This is a genomic window from Bifidobacterium sp. ESL0827 (assembly GCF_052606685.1).
The window spans coordinates 187,400-203,149 of the sequence record NZ_CP199597.1; the positions used below are offsets into that span (position 1 = coordinate 187,400).

At 54.5% G+C, this 15,750-nt stretch carries 14 protein-coding genes; 8 read left to right on the forward strand and 6 right to left on the reverse strand.

What is annotated here, in order from left to right; genetic code table 11:
- Positions 1-63: 63 nt before the first annotated feature.
- Genes ACUIAI_RS00710 through ACUIAI_RS00720 form a run of 3 tightly spaced genes read left to right on the forward strand, consistent with a single transcriptional unit; the run spans position 64 to position 3,085 of the window.
- On the forward strand, positions 64-882 hold the full coding sequence (locus tag ACUIAI_RS00710) for a (Fe-S)-binding protein (protein WP_445342292.1): 819 nt from the start codon (positions 64-66) through the stop codon (positions 880-882).
- Positions 879-2,384: a LutB/LldF family L-lactate oxidation iron-sulfur protein gene (locus tag ACUIAI_RS00715; RefSeq protein ID WP_121912588.1), complete on the forward strand. Its 1,506-nt coding sequence runs from the start codon at positions 879-881 to the stop codon at positions 2,382-2,384. Before ACUIAI_RS00710 ends, ACUIAI_RS00715 begins: the two co-directional genes overlap by 4 nt.
- Positions 2,381-3,085 (forward strand): LutC/YkgG family protein, encoded by a 705-nt coding sequence (locus tag ACUIAI_RS00720; protein WP_045923943.1) that lies wholly within the window; start codon positions 2,381-2,383, stop codon positions 3,083-3,085. Before ACUIAI_RS00715 ends, ACUIAI_RS00720 begins: the two co-directional genes overlap by 4 nt.
- Positions 3,086-3,192: 107 nt before the next feature.
- Here ACUIAI_RS00720 and rimM read toward each other — a convergent pair whose 3' ends face one another.
- From rimM to ACUIAI_RS00740, 4 genes are all read right to left on the reverse strand, one after another.
- Positions 3,193-3,798, reverse strand: coding sequence for a ribosome maturation factor RimM (rimM, locus tag ACUIAI_RS00725; protein WP_445342293.1), 606 nt, complete (start codon positions 3,796-3,798; stop codon positions 3,193-3,195).
- Entirely contained in the window at positions 3,795-4,028 is a 234-nt protein-coding gene (locus tag ACUIAI_RS00730) for an RNA-binding protein (RefSeq protein WP_015021362.1), read from the reverse strand. Before ACUIAI_RS00730 ends, rimM begins: the two co-directional genes overlap by 4 nt.
- Before the next feature lie 36 nt (positions 4,029-4,064).
- Complete coding sequence (rpsP, locus tag ACUIAI_RS00735; protein ID WP_254477971.1) at positions 4,065-4,523, reverse strand: 30S ribosomal protein S16; 459 nt, start codon at positions 4,521-4,523, stop codon at positions 4,065-4,067.
- Positions 4,524-4,713: 190 nt separating this feature from the next.
- Entirely contained in the window at positions 4,714-5,460 is a 747-nt protein-coding gene (locus ACUIAI_RS00740; protein WP_445342294.1) for a GntR family transcriptional regulator, read from the reverse strand.
- Between the two features lie 288 nt (positions 5,461-5,748).
- On the opposite strand from ACUIAI_RS00740, the gene ACUIAI_RS00745 reads away from it, so the two are divergent.
- From ACUIAI_RS00745 to ACUIAI_RS00760, 4 genes are all read left to right on the forward strand, one after another.
- Positions 5,749-6,882 (forward strand): extracellular solute-binding protein, encoded by a 1,134-nt coding sequence (locus ACUIAI_RS00745; RefSeq protein WP_445342295.1) that lies wholly within the window; start codon positions 5,749-5,751, stop codon positions 6,880-6,882.
- A gap of 16 nt (positions 6,883-6,898) precedes the next feature.
- Entirely contained in the window at positions 6,899-8,035 is a 1,137-nt protein-coding gene (locus tag ACUIAI_RS00750) for an ABC transporter ATP-binding protein (RefSeq protein ID WP_445342296.1), read from the forward strand.
- Positions 8,032-9,684, forward strand: coding sequence for an ABC transporter permease (locus ACUIAI_RS00755; RefSeq protein ID WP_110412431.1), 1,653 nt, complete (start codon positions 8,032-8,034; stop codon positions 9,682-9,684). Before ACUIAI_RS00750 ends, ACUIAI_RS00755 begins: the two co-directional genes overlap by 4 nt.
- 61 nt (positions 9,685-9,745) lie before the next feature.
- The gene (locus ACUIAI_RS00760) at positions 9,746-10,456 is read left to right on the forward strand and encodes an N-acetylmannosamine-6-phosphate 2-epimerase (protein WP_445342297.1); all 711 of its coding nucleotides are present in this window, start codon (positions 9,746-9,748) and stop codon (positions 10,454-10,456) included.
- Positions 10,457-10,593: 137 nt separating this feature from the next.
- Here ACUIAI_RS00760 and ACUIAI_RS00765 read toward each other — a convergent pair whose 3' ends face one another.
- Positions 10,594-11,286 carry an endonuclease/exonuclease/phosphatase family protein gene (locus ACUIAI_RS00765; RefSeq protein WP_445342298.1) on the reverse strand — a complete coding sequence of 231 codons (693 nt, stop codon included), beginning with the start codon at positions 11,284-11,286 and terminating at the stop codon, positions 10,594-10,596.
- 480 nt (positions 11,287-11,766) lie between these two features.
- The gene (gene ffh / locus ACUIAI_RS00770; protein WP_445342299.1) at positions 11,767-13,383 is read right to left on the reverse strand and encodes a signal recognition particle protein; all 1,617 of its coding nucleotides are present in this window, start codon (positions 13,381-13,383) and stop codon (positions 11,767-11,769) included.
- Between the two features lie 1,059 nt (positions 13,384-14,442).
- Here ffh and ACUIAI_RS00775 point away from each other — a divergent pair.
- Positions 14,443-15,573 (forward strand): glycoside hydrolase family 172 protein, encoded by a 1,131-nt coding sequence (locus ACUIAI_RS00775; RefSeq protein ID WP_219997337.1) that lies wholly within the window; start codon positions 14,443-14,445, stop codon positions 15,571-15,573.
- Positions 15,574-15,750: the final 177 nt, after the last annotated feature.

A 15,750-nucleotide genomic window follows, 5' to 3' on the forward strand; every position in this document is an offset into this window, starting at 1 on the left:
GGGTTTCTCCACGATCCGGAGATGGTTCGGACCTAGCGTGCAAGGTTGTAGAGAGGTGCGGTAATGAAAGTAGTAATATTCTCCACCTGCGTGGTGGACCTCATGTTTCCGAACGTGGGGAAGGCCATGGTGGAGGTGTTGGAGCGGTTCGGCTGCGACACCTATCTTCCCAAGGAGCAGATCTGCTGTGCCCAACCCACTTTCAATAGCGGGTATGTCAAGGAGAGCATGCAGGTCATGCGCAACGAGGTCGATGCCCTGATGAGCGTGGATGCTGACTATATCGTGGGTCCGGCAGGCTCCTGCGTGAACATGCTCAAGGAGCTGCCCTTCCATTTGCGGGCTGACCCGGTCTATGCAGCCAAGGCCCAGACCATGGCTGACAAGACCTATGAGTTCTCCCAGTTCCTCTATCGGGTGCTGGGTGTGCTGGATGCCGGCGCCGAACTCGATGCTGTGGCCACCTATCACCGCTCATGCCACATGACCCGGTTGCTGGGGGAGCGGACCAGCCCCTTCGTCCTGCTGGACCATGTCAAGGGCCTGACCATGGTTCCCCTGCCGCACATCGAGAACTGCTGCGGGTTCGGCGGCATGTTCTCCATGAAGGAGCCTGAGATCTCCAAGCAGATGGTGGATGAGAAGGTGAACGACGTGCTCAGCACCAAGGCCAGCGTCCTTATCTCCTGCGATCCGGGCTGTCTGATGAACATCGGTGGTCGCTTCAACCGGCGTGGCGAGAAGATCACCATCATGCACCTGGCTGAGGTGCTCAATCACAACGTGGATATGAGTCGCGTCAAGTACGTGGAAGGCCGCTCTGCTGGCGATGGGGCTGTGGATTCCGTCAGGGCTGCCAAGGATGAGGGGGCTCTGGTATGAGCAGCATGGTCAATGGCAAGAAGGCCGCGCAATATCTGCGAACCAGCAAGGCTCCCTTCCTGACCAGGGTCAAAGAGTCCGAACAGGACAAATTCGCCCAACAGGCTGTGGCCAAGGCCCAGGATGCGCAGTGGGTCAAGCGGGAGGCCGCCCGTCAGGAACTGGGCAACTGGGAACAGTGGCGCGACCTTGGCGAGCAGATTCGTCAGCATGTCATCCGCTACCTGCCTGACTACCTGGAGGAGTTCGCCGACAACGTGGAGAAGCGCGGCGGCCATGTCTTCTTCGCTCAGACCGACGATGAGGCTGCCCAGTATATTAAGCAGATCGCCATCGAAAAGAAGGCCAAGCACGTCGTCAAGAGCAAGTCCATGGTGACCAGCGAGATCAACCTGGATCCCACGCTGATGACTGTGCCCGGTCTGGAAGTGCTTGAGACCGACCTGGCCGAGTTCATCCTGGAGGAGGACGACTGGGACCAGCCCACGCATCTGGTCTTCCCTGCCCTGCACAAGAACCGCGAGCAGGTTCGTCAGGTTTTCGAGAAGAAGCTGGGTTACAAGGGCGACAACGACCCTCAGCACATGGCTCGGTTCTCGCGCAAGGTTCTGCGCAAGCACTTCCTCGAGGCGGACATGGGCATCACAGGCTGCAACTTCGCCGTGGCCGACACGGGCATGATCAACCTGGTGACCAACGAGGGCAACGCCGACCTGGCCATGTGCATCCCCAAGACCCAGGTGGTGGTCATGGGCATGGAGCGCCTGGTGCCGACCATGAAAGAGGCCGAGACCATGGACAACATGCTGGCCCGGTCCGCTGTCGGCCAGAAGCTGACCTCCTACCTGACCTACACTGCGCCGCGCACCGGTCAGGAGTCGGACGGACCGGACGATTTCTATGTGGTCATTCTGGACAACGGGCGCTCAAACGCACTGGGAACGGTCTTCGAACCCATCCTCCAGTGCATCCGCTGCGCTTCCTGCCTGAACGTCTGCCCCATTTACCGGCACATCGGCGGTCACGGCTACGGGTCCATCTACCCCGGTCCGGTGGGCTCGGTGCTCTCGCCGGTGCTGGACGGCGGCTACGACGACTTCGGAGACCTGCCTTACGCCTGCAGCCTGTGTGCGGCATGCACAGCCACCTGTCCGGTCAAGATTCCTCTGCATCAGCTCATGATTGAACACAGGAGGATCATGATGGATGACCAGTCCAAGGCCAATCTGATCGATGACACGGTCATGAGGGTCATGGGCCTGGGAACCGGCCACTCCTCGCTCTTCCGCACTGCCTTGGGGGTGGATCACACCATGCTGACGCCCATATCCAAGAAGCAGCCGGAGACGGCCAAGAATCTCTTCGCCAGTGATCGGCATGTGGAATGGATGCCCTTCGTCTTCGGCGGATGGACCAAGGTGCGTGATCTGCCGGATCCGCCCAAGCACGGGGAGAACTTCCGCAGTTGGTTCGCTCATCACAAGAAGGAGCAGCAGGCATGACCGATCGTGAGGTATTCCTGGATTACCTGGCCAAGAAGAGCGGACGGCCCCGTCACCAGCTCAAGGACCACCCTCTGGTGCCGGTTAACGATCTGCCGGAGACAACCCTGTCGGGTCATACCCAGGATGAGCTGTTGGAGATCGCACGGAAGAGCAGCGAGGCTGTCCATGTGGACTTCCGCACCTGCACCAAGGCCGAACTGCCCACTGCATTGGACGAGTTCATCGATTCACGCAAGGACGACAGCGACCATGTGATGCTGCCGACCTCCGATCTGTTCGCAGACTTTGGGCTGGAGGAGTGGAGGGACGGCCTGAACCCGCCCGCCACTTTCTGGAAGCCGGGGGCCAGCCGCGAGGAGAACATCAAGACCGCCGACGAGTCCGGAACGGCCATCGCCTTTGCGGACTTCCTCCTGGCCGAGTCGGGCACCATCACAGTAGCTACCACTCCTGGTCAGGGTCGCGCCTTCCACTTCCTGCCGGTTCACTATCTGAGCATCATTCGCAAGTCGAAGATTCTGCCCCGAACCCGGCAGGCCATGGACTACTATGACCCAGCCCTGGTCTCAGGCGAGCTCAAGACCTCCAACATCAACTTCATCACCGGTCCCTCCAATACGGGCGATATCGAGATGGTGATCGTGGTGGGCGTGCATGGTCCCCTGGATATGACATATCTGGTGGTTGAAGACATGTAGCTCGATAAAATTTCCTGCTTATGCAGGCGCATTTCCCGCAAGTGGGGAGTCAGTGGCTTGAAGAAAGATGCTGACTCCCCACTTGCGGTTTTTGTTAAAAGACGGATTCAGCCCAGGCCAGGCAGAAGCCCTCCAGGTGGATCGATGGCCACATACCCGTTTTCAATGTCAACCTGGGGCACCAAGGCTTCGACGAAGGGTATCAGCCCCTCCGTTTCTTCATCGTTTTCTACGGCGGTCATGTGGATCTGCAGCTGCTGCTGGGCTACACCGTCCAGTACGTCGCTGACGTGGCCGATCACTCGTCCAGATGGTTCGCCTAGTGAGTTGTCCGGGGCCATGCGAACCTCGAGTCCGATCAGATCCTCGGGATACCAGGCATCCTCCTGAACCAGCTCCTCGGCTGGATCAGCCTGGACATACAGTTCGATGCCGTTCAGCGCTTCGGAGGCGTTCCTGTCTTCCACTCCTTTGAAGAGGACTATCCAACGCTGTTTGAAGCGGCGTGAGGATACTACAGTGAAAAACCGTCCGTCCTTGGTCTGCAACCTGGAGCCGGGGGCGAAGCGCCGCTCAGGCTCGTCGGTGTAGGCATAGACGTTGACCTCGCCCTTGAGTCCCTGGGCGCGGCCGATACGGCAGACCCTCAGCAACCTTCGCTGCTGAGGGTCCGGACCCTGTGGGTCGTGATTGGTGGACCGGCTTGGGCTCACCGGCGCACATCCATGATGTCGACGCGCACCTTGTGGTCGGCCAGAGCCTGGATCACGGTGCGGATGGCGTTGGCGGTCCTGCCGCCCCTGCCGATCACGCGGCCGATGTCCTCGGGGTTGACCCGCACCCGCAACAACTCTCCGCGAGAGTTCTCGTGGGACTTGACCGACACGTCATCGGGAAAGTCCACGATGTTCCTGATCAGGTGCTCAACGGCCTGTGCAAGCATGATAGCCGGTCCTTCCAATCCTTAAGTGAATGTGCCTTACTCAGCTGCCTGCTCGGCCTGGGCGTCATCCGCCGACTCATCGGCCTTGGGGGCTTCCTTCTCCGCCTGGGCCTTGGCCTTGGCATCAGCCTCAGACTTGGCGGCCTTGAGCTTCTGAGCTTCGTTCTGTGCCTGCTCAATGCGGGCCTGGGCATCGACCTCGGCCTGCGGCACCTTAAGGGTGCCTTCCTTGCCGGGCAGATCCTTGAACTTCTGCCAGTCGCCGGTGATCTTCAGAAGGTTGAAGACAGGGTCGCTGGGCTGAGCGCCCACACCCAGCCAGTACTGGGCGCGCTCGGAGTCGATCTTGATTGAAGAGGGTTGGGTGTTGGGATCGTAGGTGCCGATCTCCTCAATGACCTTGCCATCGCGCTTCTTGCGGGAATCGACCACGACCACGCGGTAGAAGGGATAGAACTTCTTGCCCATTCTCTTCAGACGAATTCTGGTTGCCAAAACGGCTCTCCTTGGTACTTGGTGTGCCCGGCGGCGTCTCCATGTGGGGCATGGTGGCGCTCCTGGCGTGTTCCTCACGACCGTCGGAATGAGAGGGCTCCTCCGGACATGAATAACGAAAAAAGTATACCTCAACCGGAGGATAGCGCGAGAGACAAGTTATCTATCTGCATGTCTAGTCCGCAGCTCTTCAAAACCTGCTTCCGCGAGCCTTTTGGACAGTGAAATCGAAGTTATACCTGTCGCCGCGGTACAAACTGACAGCATACTCGATGTGTCGATCCATACTGTCTTTAACAATTCTGGTCACTCGTAGGGTAGGGGAGTGTGGAGCTGTGCCGAGAAGCTCTGATTGTCGACGGCTGAGGGTGCTCACGTCTATGATCTGCCGGGCCACAGTCAAAGACAAATGGTACTTGGATTCCAATAGCTCATAAAGGGATCCCTCAAGATTTTGCTTAAGTAGATCTGGGGTCAACGTTTGGGGAATCCAGACGTCCTCGATACACATGGGTTGATTATCTGCGGTACGTAGTCTCCGAAGATGGATGACTGGAGCTCCAGGCGAAAGCGACAGTTTAAAAGCCAGGGAAGAACTGGCTTCCTGAACTTCTGTAATGAGTACTTTGCAACCAGGCGTGAGACCACGTGCAGCCATGTCGTTACTAAAGGATGTCAACTCAATCGATTTGGTGATTCTGGGCTCAGCAACATACGTACCTGAACCCTGCTTGCGGTATATGGCACCTTCAAGTTCCAATTGGTTGAGTGCATTGCGAACCGTTGCTCGGTTAATGCCATATTTTGCAGCCAAAGATCTTTCTGTCGGAAGCTTGGCGTGTGCAGGAAGCGAGTGCTTTATCAGAGAATCGAGGTAATCGCGCAGGGCTTGAGCCTTGCCGCGGCCTTCTGCTGATGTAAGGTCTTCATTGGTCATGATGCGTCCCCCTAGATGTGAAGCCGTTCCCTTCTTTCGGTCGAATCCCTCTTGTTCCTAATAGGAATATACCATTGCGGCCAAAATGGTATGAAAGATGCTGAGTGAGTCTGTTCAAGTAAGGATCTTATTGGTATATACCGTTGCAATAAGCATAATCAAAGGTTAATTTCAGCCTCTCCTGTTAAGTCACAGTAATAAGTTATTTTGATATATCTAATCTAAGGTCCTTATTTTACAAGTCAGATCAAATGTGATTCTTGTATATAAAGTTCAGGAGACGCACCGTTGGATTTGAAAAAACCACTTTATTGGTATATACCAATAATAACAATATTGGCTTATACCAGTATTGGTAATGTCCCAATGGGGGGAGTGCTAAAAAAGGAGAACGTCATGAGAACAAGGAAGTTGCTCACGGCAATGACCGTATTCGCCCTGATGCTGGCAGGTGGATGCGGGTCGTCGAGCCGTGGGAAGTCAGATCCCGCATCGGCTGGTGGGAAACTGGTGGTCTATACTCCAAACAGCAAGGAAATTGTCGCAGAGATTGTTCCGGCTTTTGAAAAGAAAACCGGCGTCAAGGTGGAGGTACTGGAGGCCGGAGCAGGAGAGATTCTGACAAGAGTCAAGGCTGAAGCCAACAGCCCATCCGCGGACGTGCTGCTTGGTGCGGTACGCGATCAGTTCGATAAGTATTTCGAAAAATATGTTTCTCCCAACGACAAGTATTTGCAGAAGGCCTCCAGGAATGTCACTGGTTTGGCAACCGCATATATATCTAACGGAAGTGTGCTCCTTGTCAACGATAAGTTGGAAGGGTCACACAAGATACAGTCTTATGAGGACCTGCTTCGACCTGAGTTGAGAGGGAAGATCGCTGCAGGTGATCCGGCCACGTCAAGTTCTGCATTTGCCCAACTGACTAATCAATTAAAGGCTATGGGCGGTAACTATACATCTCGCAAGGGGTGGGATTATGTAGGTAGCTTAATAAAAAACCTTGATGGAAAGGTTGCATCCAGTTCGTCTGCGGTGGCACGTGGGGTAGCAGATGGCGAGTATACGGTTGGAGTCACCTACGAGGAGCCTGCAGCCAATTACGTGAAAGATGGTGCTTCTGTTCATATTGTCTACCCTCGAGAAGGGGCGGTGTTCCTGGATTCTTATGTCGGTATTGTCAAGAAGGCGCCCCATCGCAAACTGGCAGAAAAATTCGTGGATTTTGTCATCAGCAAGGATGTGCAGGATCGTTTTGGCACCAAGTTAACCAACCGACCTTTGCGAAGTGATGCTTCGTTGGGGAAGGCGCTTGCTCCTATGAGCAGTATCAAATCCATCAAGGAGGATGGTGCCTATGTTGAGGCACACCGTGATGACATCGTGAGGCAGTATACCGATCTGTTCGCCAGCCTGCAGTAGGGGATGGAGTACTATTATGGCAACATCAATTGAGCTTTCTCACATTCGCAAGTCCTATGGCGATACCCTTGTTATCCCTGACCTAGATCTGCAAGTTAAAGAAGGCGAGTTCTTTACTCTTCTCGGTCCATCAGGATGTGGCAAGACGACACTGCTTCGTATGATTGCGGGTTTCAACCAGATCACATCAGGAACAATTGCTTTCGACGGAACTGTCATTAATGATCTTGTGCCGGCGAAACGCAATATCGGTATGGTTTTTCAGAATTATGCCGTTTTCCCCAACATGACCGTCAGAGGCAATATTCTTTTTGGGTTGAAAAATCGTGGACTTAGCAAGGAGGAAATGCGCCAGAAAGCTGACAGGGTCATGGATGTCGTTCAGATCCGGCAGTGGGAAAATCGTTATCCCAAGGACCTCAGCGGAGGGCAACAACAGCGGGTCGCACTGGCGCGTGCCATTGTTATTCAGCCGAGACTCTTGCTGATGGACGAGCCCTTGTCGAATTTGGATGCAAAACTGCGTGTCGAGATGCGCAATGTCGTCAGGCACGTGCAACAAGCTGTTGGTATTACAACGGTTTACGTTACCCACGACCAGGAGGAGGCTATGGCTGTCTCCGATCGTTTGGCCGTTATGCACGCGGGTGTGATCGAGCAGGTGGATACTCCACGCCAGGTATACCTGCACCCGGCAACCAAGTTTGTTGCAGGATTCATTGGTAGGACCAACTTTTTCCAAGCTACCGTGACCAAAGAATCCGGAGCCGTTTCCCTGGCCTTCGACCACGACCTGAGCCGTCTAGAGTTGCGCCCGGAATTATCACAAGCGTTACTGCATCAGGAGGTTCAGCATGTCATTATGGCTGCCCGTCCGAATGAAATATCGTTCGTCAAGGCTGACCATGGAACTGCTGCCGAGGTGGTGGGCAGCACTTTTCTAGGTGAAAGCGTGCATTATCAACTGGTGCTAACTTCTGGTGAGCACATTGAAGTATCTAAGAATTCAGTAAATGCACCTCAGCTTGTCCCGGGAGAGCAAGTTGGCCTGTCATTCAATATGGACGACATCAATATATTCGATACCGAAAGCGGGCGGAACGTGTTGATAAATGATGCAGCCAAGCGGGAAATGGAGGCGACTCAGGTATGAAGCGTCGAATTCGTCTTGACGGCTGGACCACTGTAGCCTTGGCTGTCTTCGTTTTTTATACTGTCGCTCTGCTTATTCCTCTCGGTGGTTTGTTATTGAGCGCTTTTAAAGATTCGAATAGCGGCTCCTTCACTACCAAGTATTTTGCTCGTTTCTTCGGTAAAAGCTTCTATTTGGAAACTATTTGGAACAGTCTAGCCGTAAGCGTATCGGTGACTTTGCTTTCAGTGCTCATTGCCACCCCTCTGGCCTATATCGTGGCTACCATCAGCATCAAGGGAACGAGTGTCGTTCGTTCATTGATGTTGGTGTCTTCCATGTCAGCCCCGTTCATTGGCGCATATTCTTGGATCCTCCTGCTAGGCAACAATGGCACGATAACAGGTTTTCTTCGCAGAATGGGCATCAGGGTTCCCAGCATATATGGATTCCCAGGCATTGTATTGGTGCTTACTTTACAGTTGTCTCCCATGGTATTCATGTACGTTCTGGGTGCCATGAAAAATGTCGATTCATCCTTGCTCGATGCGGCAGAGAGCCTGGGATATCAGGGCGTTCAGAAAGTGCTGAAAGTAGTCGCTCCCCTGATCATGCCCACGGTACTAGCTGGCGGTCTGATGGCTTTTATGCGTGCGCTTGCAGATTTTGGTACGCCAATGCTAATTGGTCAGGGGTATCGTACTGTACCAGTCCTGATATATACCGAGTTCATCAGTGAAATGGGCGGCGATACCGGGTTTGCTGCCGCAGTGAGCATCGTCATTGTTGCACTGGCAGTCATTGTTTTCTTCGCGCAGCGATATGTTTCTAACCGCATGTCTTACGAAATGAATGCCTTGCATCCAATCGTTCCTGCAAAAGCTAGAACGGCACTTGGACGAGTGATGGCTCATGTTGCGGTTTATCTGTTTACAGCTTTCACAATGATTCCGCAGCTCTATGTGGCATACACATCATTTAAAAACACCAGTGGTCGAGTATTTACTCGAGGCTTTTCCCTTAATAGTTATCGACAGACCTTAGATGAAGCTGGAAGTGCAATCAAAAATACTATGCTGTTTTCACTGATTGCAGTGAGCATCATCGTCGTCATCGCAGTTCTTTCGGCTTATGTGATGGTACGCCGCAGAAGTGGTTTGACCGGTTGGCTAGACGTGATCTTAATGTTGCCCTTCATTGTGCCAGGTTCTGTCATGGGTATCGCACTCTTGACGTTTTTCAATCATGGCCCCATCGTGATTGCCGGTACTTCTATTATTATCGTGCTGGCCTTTGTCATCAGACGATTGCCATACACTGTACGTTCTGCTGAAGCTACCTTGCGCAATACCAGTGTCAGTGTGGAGGAAGCAGCCATTAGTTTAGGAGCGTCGCCAGCTCGTACATTTGTACGAATAACCGTACCCATGATTCTATCGGGAATCATTTCGGGTGCCATACTCAGCTGGATCAGTATTATCACTGAACTCAGTGCCACCGTGCTTTTGTATACCACTAAAACACGCACGATGTCAATTGCAATTTATTCGGAAGTGCTGAGTGGAAACTATGGTGTCGCTGCTGCGCTATCAACGATGCTGACAGTTTTAACAGTCTTCCTGCTTTTCCTGTTCTACAAGATTTCAGGTAGCAGGGATATCAATATCTGAAGCTGACTGTTTATGGATAAATGAATGGTTCGGCGGGGTTTTGGAAAGAAGGTGATTCGTCATGGATTGTTCCGTTATCAATTCTTTGCAATCAAATTTGATTGTTTCCTGCCAGTCCTATCCGGGTGAGCCTATGCGGGATTCACGAACCATGGCGCAAATAGCTGCAGCTGTTGTCAAAGGTGGGGCATCAGCGGTACGTCTACAAGGTATCAAAGACATTCAACTTGGTCGGTCCTTAGTTGGAGTACCGATCATAGGCTTAGTCAAAGTTGGCGATGAAGGAGTATATATAACGCCGACACTGGCTGATGCTCTACGTGTAGTCGAAGCCGGTGCAGACATAGTAGCTTTGGATGGAACTGACAGGCCACGACCTGATGGCTTGACACTTAAAGAGACAGTGAAAGGAATACGAGCTCATTCAACGGCTTTGATTATGGCTGATTGCGGTTGTTTGGCTGATGCCGTCTGGTCCCAAGAGGCAGGCGTCGATTTGGTTGGAACTACCTTAAGTGGGTATACGCCTGCCAGAGTCATGAGCCACGGACCGGATTATGCGCTTATCGATGAGTTGGTGGAGACTATTTCCCTACCAGTTGTAGCAGAGGGGCGTATTCATACACCCGACCAGGCTTATGAAGCATTAAAACACGGAGCCTTTGCCGTTTGTGTAGGTACGGCTATCACGCATCCCACTACGATAACTTCTTGGTTTGTCGCAGGTCTCCACCGTTCAGCACAGTCCGTGGAATCTTCGGTAGTCCAGTAAGAATCTAAGTCATGCTTGTTGATACCGTATAGCTCACAGGCCTTCTTACAGTGGTTAAGCAGCAGATGGCCTGCGCTCCAACTGAGTATGCTGGATACGCCCAAGCATACTCAGTGATAAAGAGCATTAACATCGGTTCATATGCATAGTTCGGTCAATAAGCCATAGTGATCGGAGTCTGGAACTCCAGTTGTCTTCATTGATTTGACTCTGATACCCTGGCTGACCAGAATATGGTCGATTTCAATCAGCGGCGGTAGAAGTGCTCGGCAATGCGGAAAGGTTGGATGCGGGCCGCAGCCCAAAGACAGCGAGGTATCCCGCAACCTGCCGGACTCCAGCATGGCACGAAAGGTTGGATGGTGCAGGTTGGCGTTGCAGTCACCCATGATGATGGTGAATGCAGGGGATTCCATGTCTGGGAGGGCCTCCATATTTTCGCTGCTTAGCTGAGCCAAGCGTTCAATGCCCAGGCCCCATTGCTTGGCACCGCGCTGGGGCGACCTGGGGTGGACCGAAGCCACTCGGATTGTTCCAGCTCGGGTACGCAAAAGCATAAGAGGGACAGCTGAAGCTTCCAAATCAAGGACTGCCGGTTGAGACCAAATGGGCTCCTGCCGAGAGAAGAGCGCGTTCCTGCCGCCATTGTCATTCTTGGTCTGAGGGCCTTCCACGAGGTACGGCAGGGTCCGCCTCATCCCTGCTTTCTGCAGATGAGTCAGTAGAGTTGAGTTCACCTCCTGCAGGGCTAAAACGTCAACATTCTGGCTTTGAACCTGCTCCAGGATGGACGGCGCATCCGCTTTGCCATAGCGGCAGTTTAGCGTCATGACTCTCAAAGAAAGAGCTGGGTGGCTAGTGGCTGGAGCCAGGTCGTGAGGCTTTGTGTGGACCCGCGCTGAGTCATGCATGTCCTGATTGAACTGCTGTGATTCGGGACTGTCTGCATCCGTATCTGATTGATTACTAGTATCAGTGCGGTGTCTATTGTTTGACTGTAGCCCATCTCTGTGCCCAGAGCTCATAGGAGAGGGCAGGTGAAACCTGTATTGAAGTCTCCACAACGTGACCAGAGTCAACTCGATTAGGGCCAGGGCGGACTGTGGCCAGGCTTGAATCACAATTGCGCAGACCAAGATGGCCAGCAGAGGAGCGGCCAGCAAGTCAATCAGGGCGATCAGCTCTACCAGGGGTCGGTGCCAGTCAGCTCCGGCAGGCAGGAAGCGCAGGGCCATCCATAAGGCGATAAGACCCAGGAGAATCCAGAGAAGGGTGTTCACGTGTCATCGTCTCCTGCGGGAGGGAGGCGTTTAGCGGCCGCCGAAGAGACCGCCCAGTCCACCGCCAAGGTTGGGAGGCAGGTCCGGCAGGCCCTCGGGCATCTGCGGAGTTTCGGAGCGCTTGGCGAAGGCGGAGCCGCCGGAGGATTTGCCCTTGCCAGACAGACGCTCACGTAATGCCTTCTCTTCGGCCTCTCGCTTCATGGGATTGCCTGAACGGGAACCCTTGCGGCTTTTCTTTCCCTTTTTGCCCTTCTTGCCGCCGCCAGCGCCCATACCACCCATACCGGGGACCGTGCGGCTGCCATTGGTCATCCGCTTCATCATCTTGGCGGCCTGCTCGAAACGCTGTAGCAGGCCGTTGACGGCCGAGACCGTAGTGCCGGCGCCATAGGCGATTCGGGCCCGTCGTGAGCCGTCGATGATGCTCGGGTCACGACGTTCCTGGGGAGTCATCGACTGGATGATGGCTTGAGTCCGGTCCACCTCTTTTTCGTCGAACTGCTCCAGTTCTTTGCGGTGCTGGGCCATACCTGGGATCATCCCCAGAATGCTCTTGAAGGAACCCAGCTTGCGGACCTGCTGGAGCTGCTCCAGAAAGTCATCAAGGCCGAAGCTGCCCTCGGACATCTTCCCAGCGGCCTTGCGGGCCTCCTCCTCATCGAACTGGCGTTGGGCCTGCTCGATCAGGGTCAGGATGTCGCCCATATCCAGAATGCGGGAGGCCATACGATCGGGGTGGAAGACCTCGAAGTCCTTGAGGCCCTCGCCGTTGGAATCGAAAAGGATGGGCTTGCCGGTCACCGAGGCAACCGACAGGGCCGCGCCGCCGCGAGCATCGCCGTCCAGCTTGGACAGCACCACGCCGGTGAAGTCAACACCTTGATCGAAGGCCTTGGCTGTGGCGACCGCGTCCTGGCCGATCATGGCATCGATGACGAAGAGGATCTCGTCGGGATGGACGGCGTCGCGGATATTGCGTGCCTGCTCCATCAGCTTCTGATCCACGCCCAGTCGACCGGCCGTATCAATAATGACCACGTCGTAGAGCTTGTCCTTGGCTACCCTGATCGAGTCGGCTGCCACCTTGACCGGGTCGCCCGTGACCTGTCCGGGGGCCGCCAGCTCGGATCCGCTGGTCTGCACGCCTGGTTCGGGTGCGTATACCGGTACTTCGGCGCGCTCGCCGACCACCTGGAGTTGGGTGACCGCATTGGGCCGCTGCAGGTCAGCCGCCACAAGCAGGGGTGTGTGACCGGCATCCTTGAGCCAGTAGCCCAGCTTGCCGGCCAGTGTGGTCTTGCCTGCACCCTGCAAACCGGCCAGCATGATGACTGTGGGCGGGTTCTTGGCGAAATTGAGCGGCCGGTCCACTCCCGCGCCCAGGATGCTGGTCAGTTCGTCATAGACGATAGAAACCACCTGTTGGGCCGGATTCAGAGCCTTGGAGACCTCTTCACCCAGAGCGCGTTCACGAATGCGTCCGGTAAAGGAGCGCACCACGTCCAGGGAGACATCAGCATCCAGCAGGGCGCGGCGGATCTCACGGATTGTGCCGTCGATGTCGGCCTCGGTCAGCTTCCCCTTGGAGCGCAGATGGGTGAAGGCCTGGGATAGCCGATCAGTCAAAGATGAAAATGCTGCCATAATGCCCCAAGTCTACCTGTCAGCCGGGAGATTGGTCGGCGGTTACTGGGAATAAGGCCACCTGCTCCAGACATTTGCTTCTGCTTGTCGCTGTCTATCGGCTACCTATTTCCGTTACAACTCTCTTAAGAGCAGAAAATGAACGTTCTTGAACTTACAGAACCTGTTGAGCATATCGTACTTATTGACACAAACCCAGTTAAGACGTTATACTAAATCGAAACGATTCGATATTGTCCTTGTACACTCTGAGGAGTGCTATCCCATGATGCATGCCCCTCAAAAATTTGTTGGCATCTTGAATCGTAGTCGATGAATGCGAGGGAGCAGGGAGCCGGCATGAAAGCCAGAAAAAGGCCCAGAATGGCCTTGAGTTTGACCGGATTGTTCCGGAAGGAGCTCGGCCATGTGGCCTTTAGAAGGTGCCGGGTTCTCTACTACGGACTTCAGATCCTACCTGGAGATGTTGTCATCATCGTAAGCCTGCGATATCAAGTCGAATGCTGCACGGTTACTGGCATCTTGAGCAAAATCGAACCGATGAATCTAGTCCGGAACTGCACACGGCAGAGGTTCCGTGTCATCATTCCCTCTACCATCATTTTTGAACTACGTACAGTTCCCCTCACATCATCGAGCGAGTCTGTAATGACCCTCATCCTGATTTATCTGCCGACAAACAACTGGACAATTACTTTGGTGCGGTTCCCCCTGTCCATTTCTACAAATCGTTCATTTGGGTGCAGCGTGTGGTGTGCAGTACTGCTGGAACGACCCCCTTGACTTTCTGTGTTGCTATGGCACTCAGCTGTTTTCCGCGGTATATGGGACCTCCCACCCAGATTGCCGTGGAATCAACCATTGATGCTGGTGCCTTGGTAGACTGTCGACGCCTTCTCCTTTGTATTTCCGCCATAGCTCTCGGAGGGAATAGTGGAGGGCGCTGTCAAGTAACTAATGAGCTGTAACTAATGAGCTACAAGTACACTGAACATGGCCATCCGCTACAAAAGCAGGGGAGAAGAGCAGAAGGCCCGAATACGAAAGGCAACCACAATCATGGGTATGAGCATGCCGAATATCACAAACGGTCTGGAGGCGCTGACTCGCACAACCACGGACCGAACTCGCTGTGTCAATGCTGAGAACCCTCAGGGGGGCAAGGGCAGGGCGGCTATGACGGCCAGTAAGCTGGGTACCTCCAGGAAAGGGACTCCTTGTCTCAAAAACATTCCCTCGGGACAGGACGTCGTTCTTGCTGACTTGTCAGGCGCGGGGGAAATTCGTCATATCTGGATGACTGTGACCGACGCCACCTCGCCCACCGGGCCCAACGTATTGCGCAATCTGATCCTTGAATGCTACTGGGATGGCGAACAGACACCGTCTGTTTGCGTGCCCCTTGGTGACTTCTTCTGCTGTGGCCATGCCCAGGCCTGTCGGGTGGAATCCGTTCCCGTGGCCGTTTACCCGCGCCGGGGATTCAACTGCTACTGGCCCATGCCCTTCCACAACGGGGCCCGGATCGTCCTGCGCAACCGGCACAACGAGCCCATCGAGGCTTTCTTCTATCAGATCGACTATGTGGAAAAGGATGGGCTGCCCGAGGATGTCATGACCTTCCATGCCCAGTGGCGCCGTCAGCGAGTCACCGAATTGGGCCAGGATTACGTCATTCTGGACGGAGTGCATGGTCGGGGCTCCTATGTGGGCACCTATCTGGCACTAACCGCTCTGGAGAGCCGCTGGTGGGGCGAGGGCGAGGTGAAGGTCTACCTGGACGGGGACAAGGACTATCCCACCTGGTGCTCCACAGGTAGCGAGGACTACTTCGGCGGTGCCTGGAGCTTTGCCGGGCAGGACCCGGATGGCCGAATGCACGAAACCACCTATAGCGGGGCCTACATGGGCTTTCCCTTCCATTCAAGGCAGCTGGACAACCGTGAGTCCCAGTATTGGGATGCCGACACCCCGGTGACCCGGGGGTTCTACCGCTGGCACATCCCCGACCCCATCATTTTTGCCAGCGACATCAAGGTGACCTTGCAGCAGATAGGTGTGGATGAGCAGGGATACTTCGAGCGTCAGGACGATTTGGCCAGCGTGGCATATTGGTACCAGCAGGAGCCCCACCAGCCCTTCCCGAAAAATGTGCTGGAGACAGGAGAACGGGATCGCCGACCTCGTTGAGTGATTCAGGCTGCTTTCCGATTCTGTCAGCCGATGAAAACGAGGTAGATCACCGTGGATTGTTCCAACCAGTTCCGGACTTGTCGGGCAAGCCCCTCCCTTGATAGGTTCTTGGAAAGACGGGACACTTGTCAGAGAAGGAATGGGAGCATGAAGACTGTGCTGACCGAGACATCG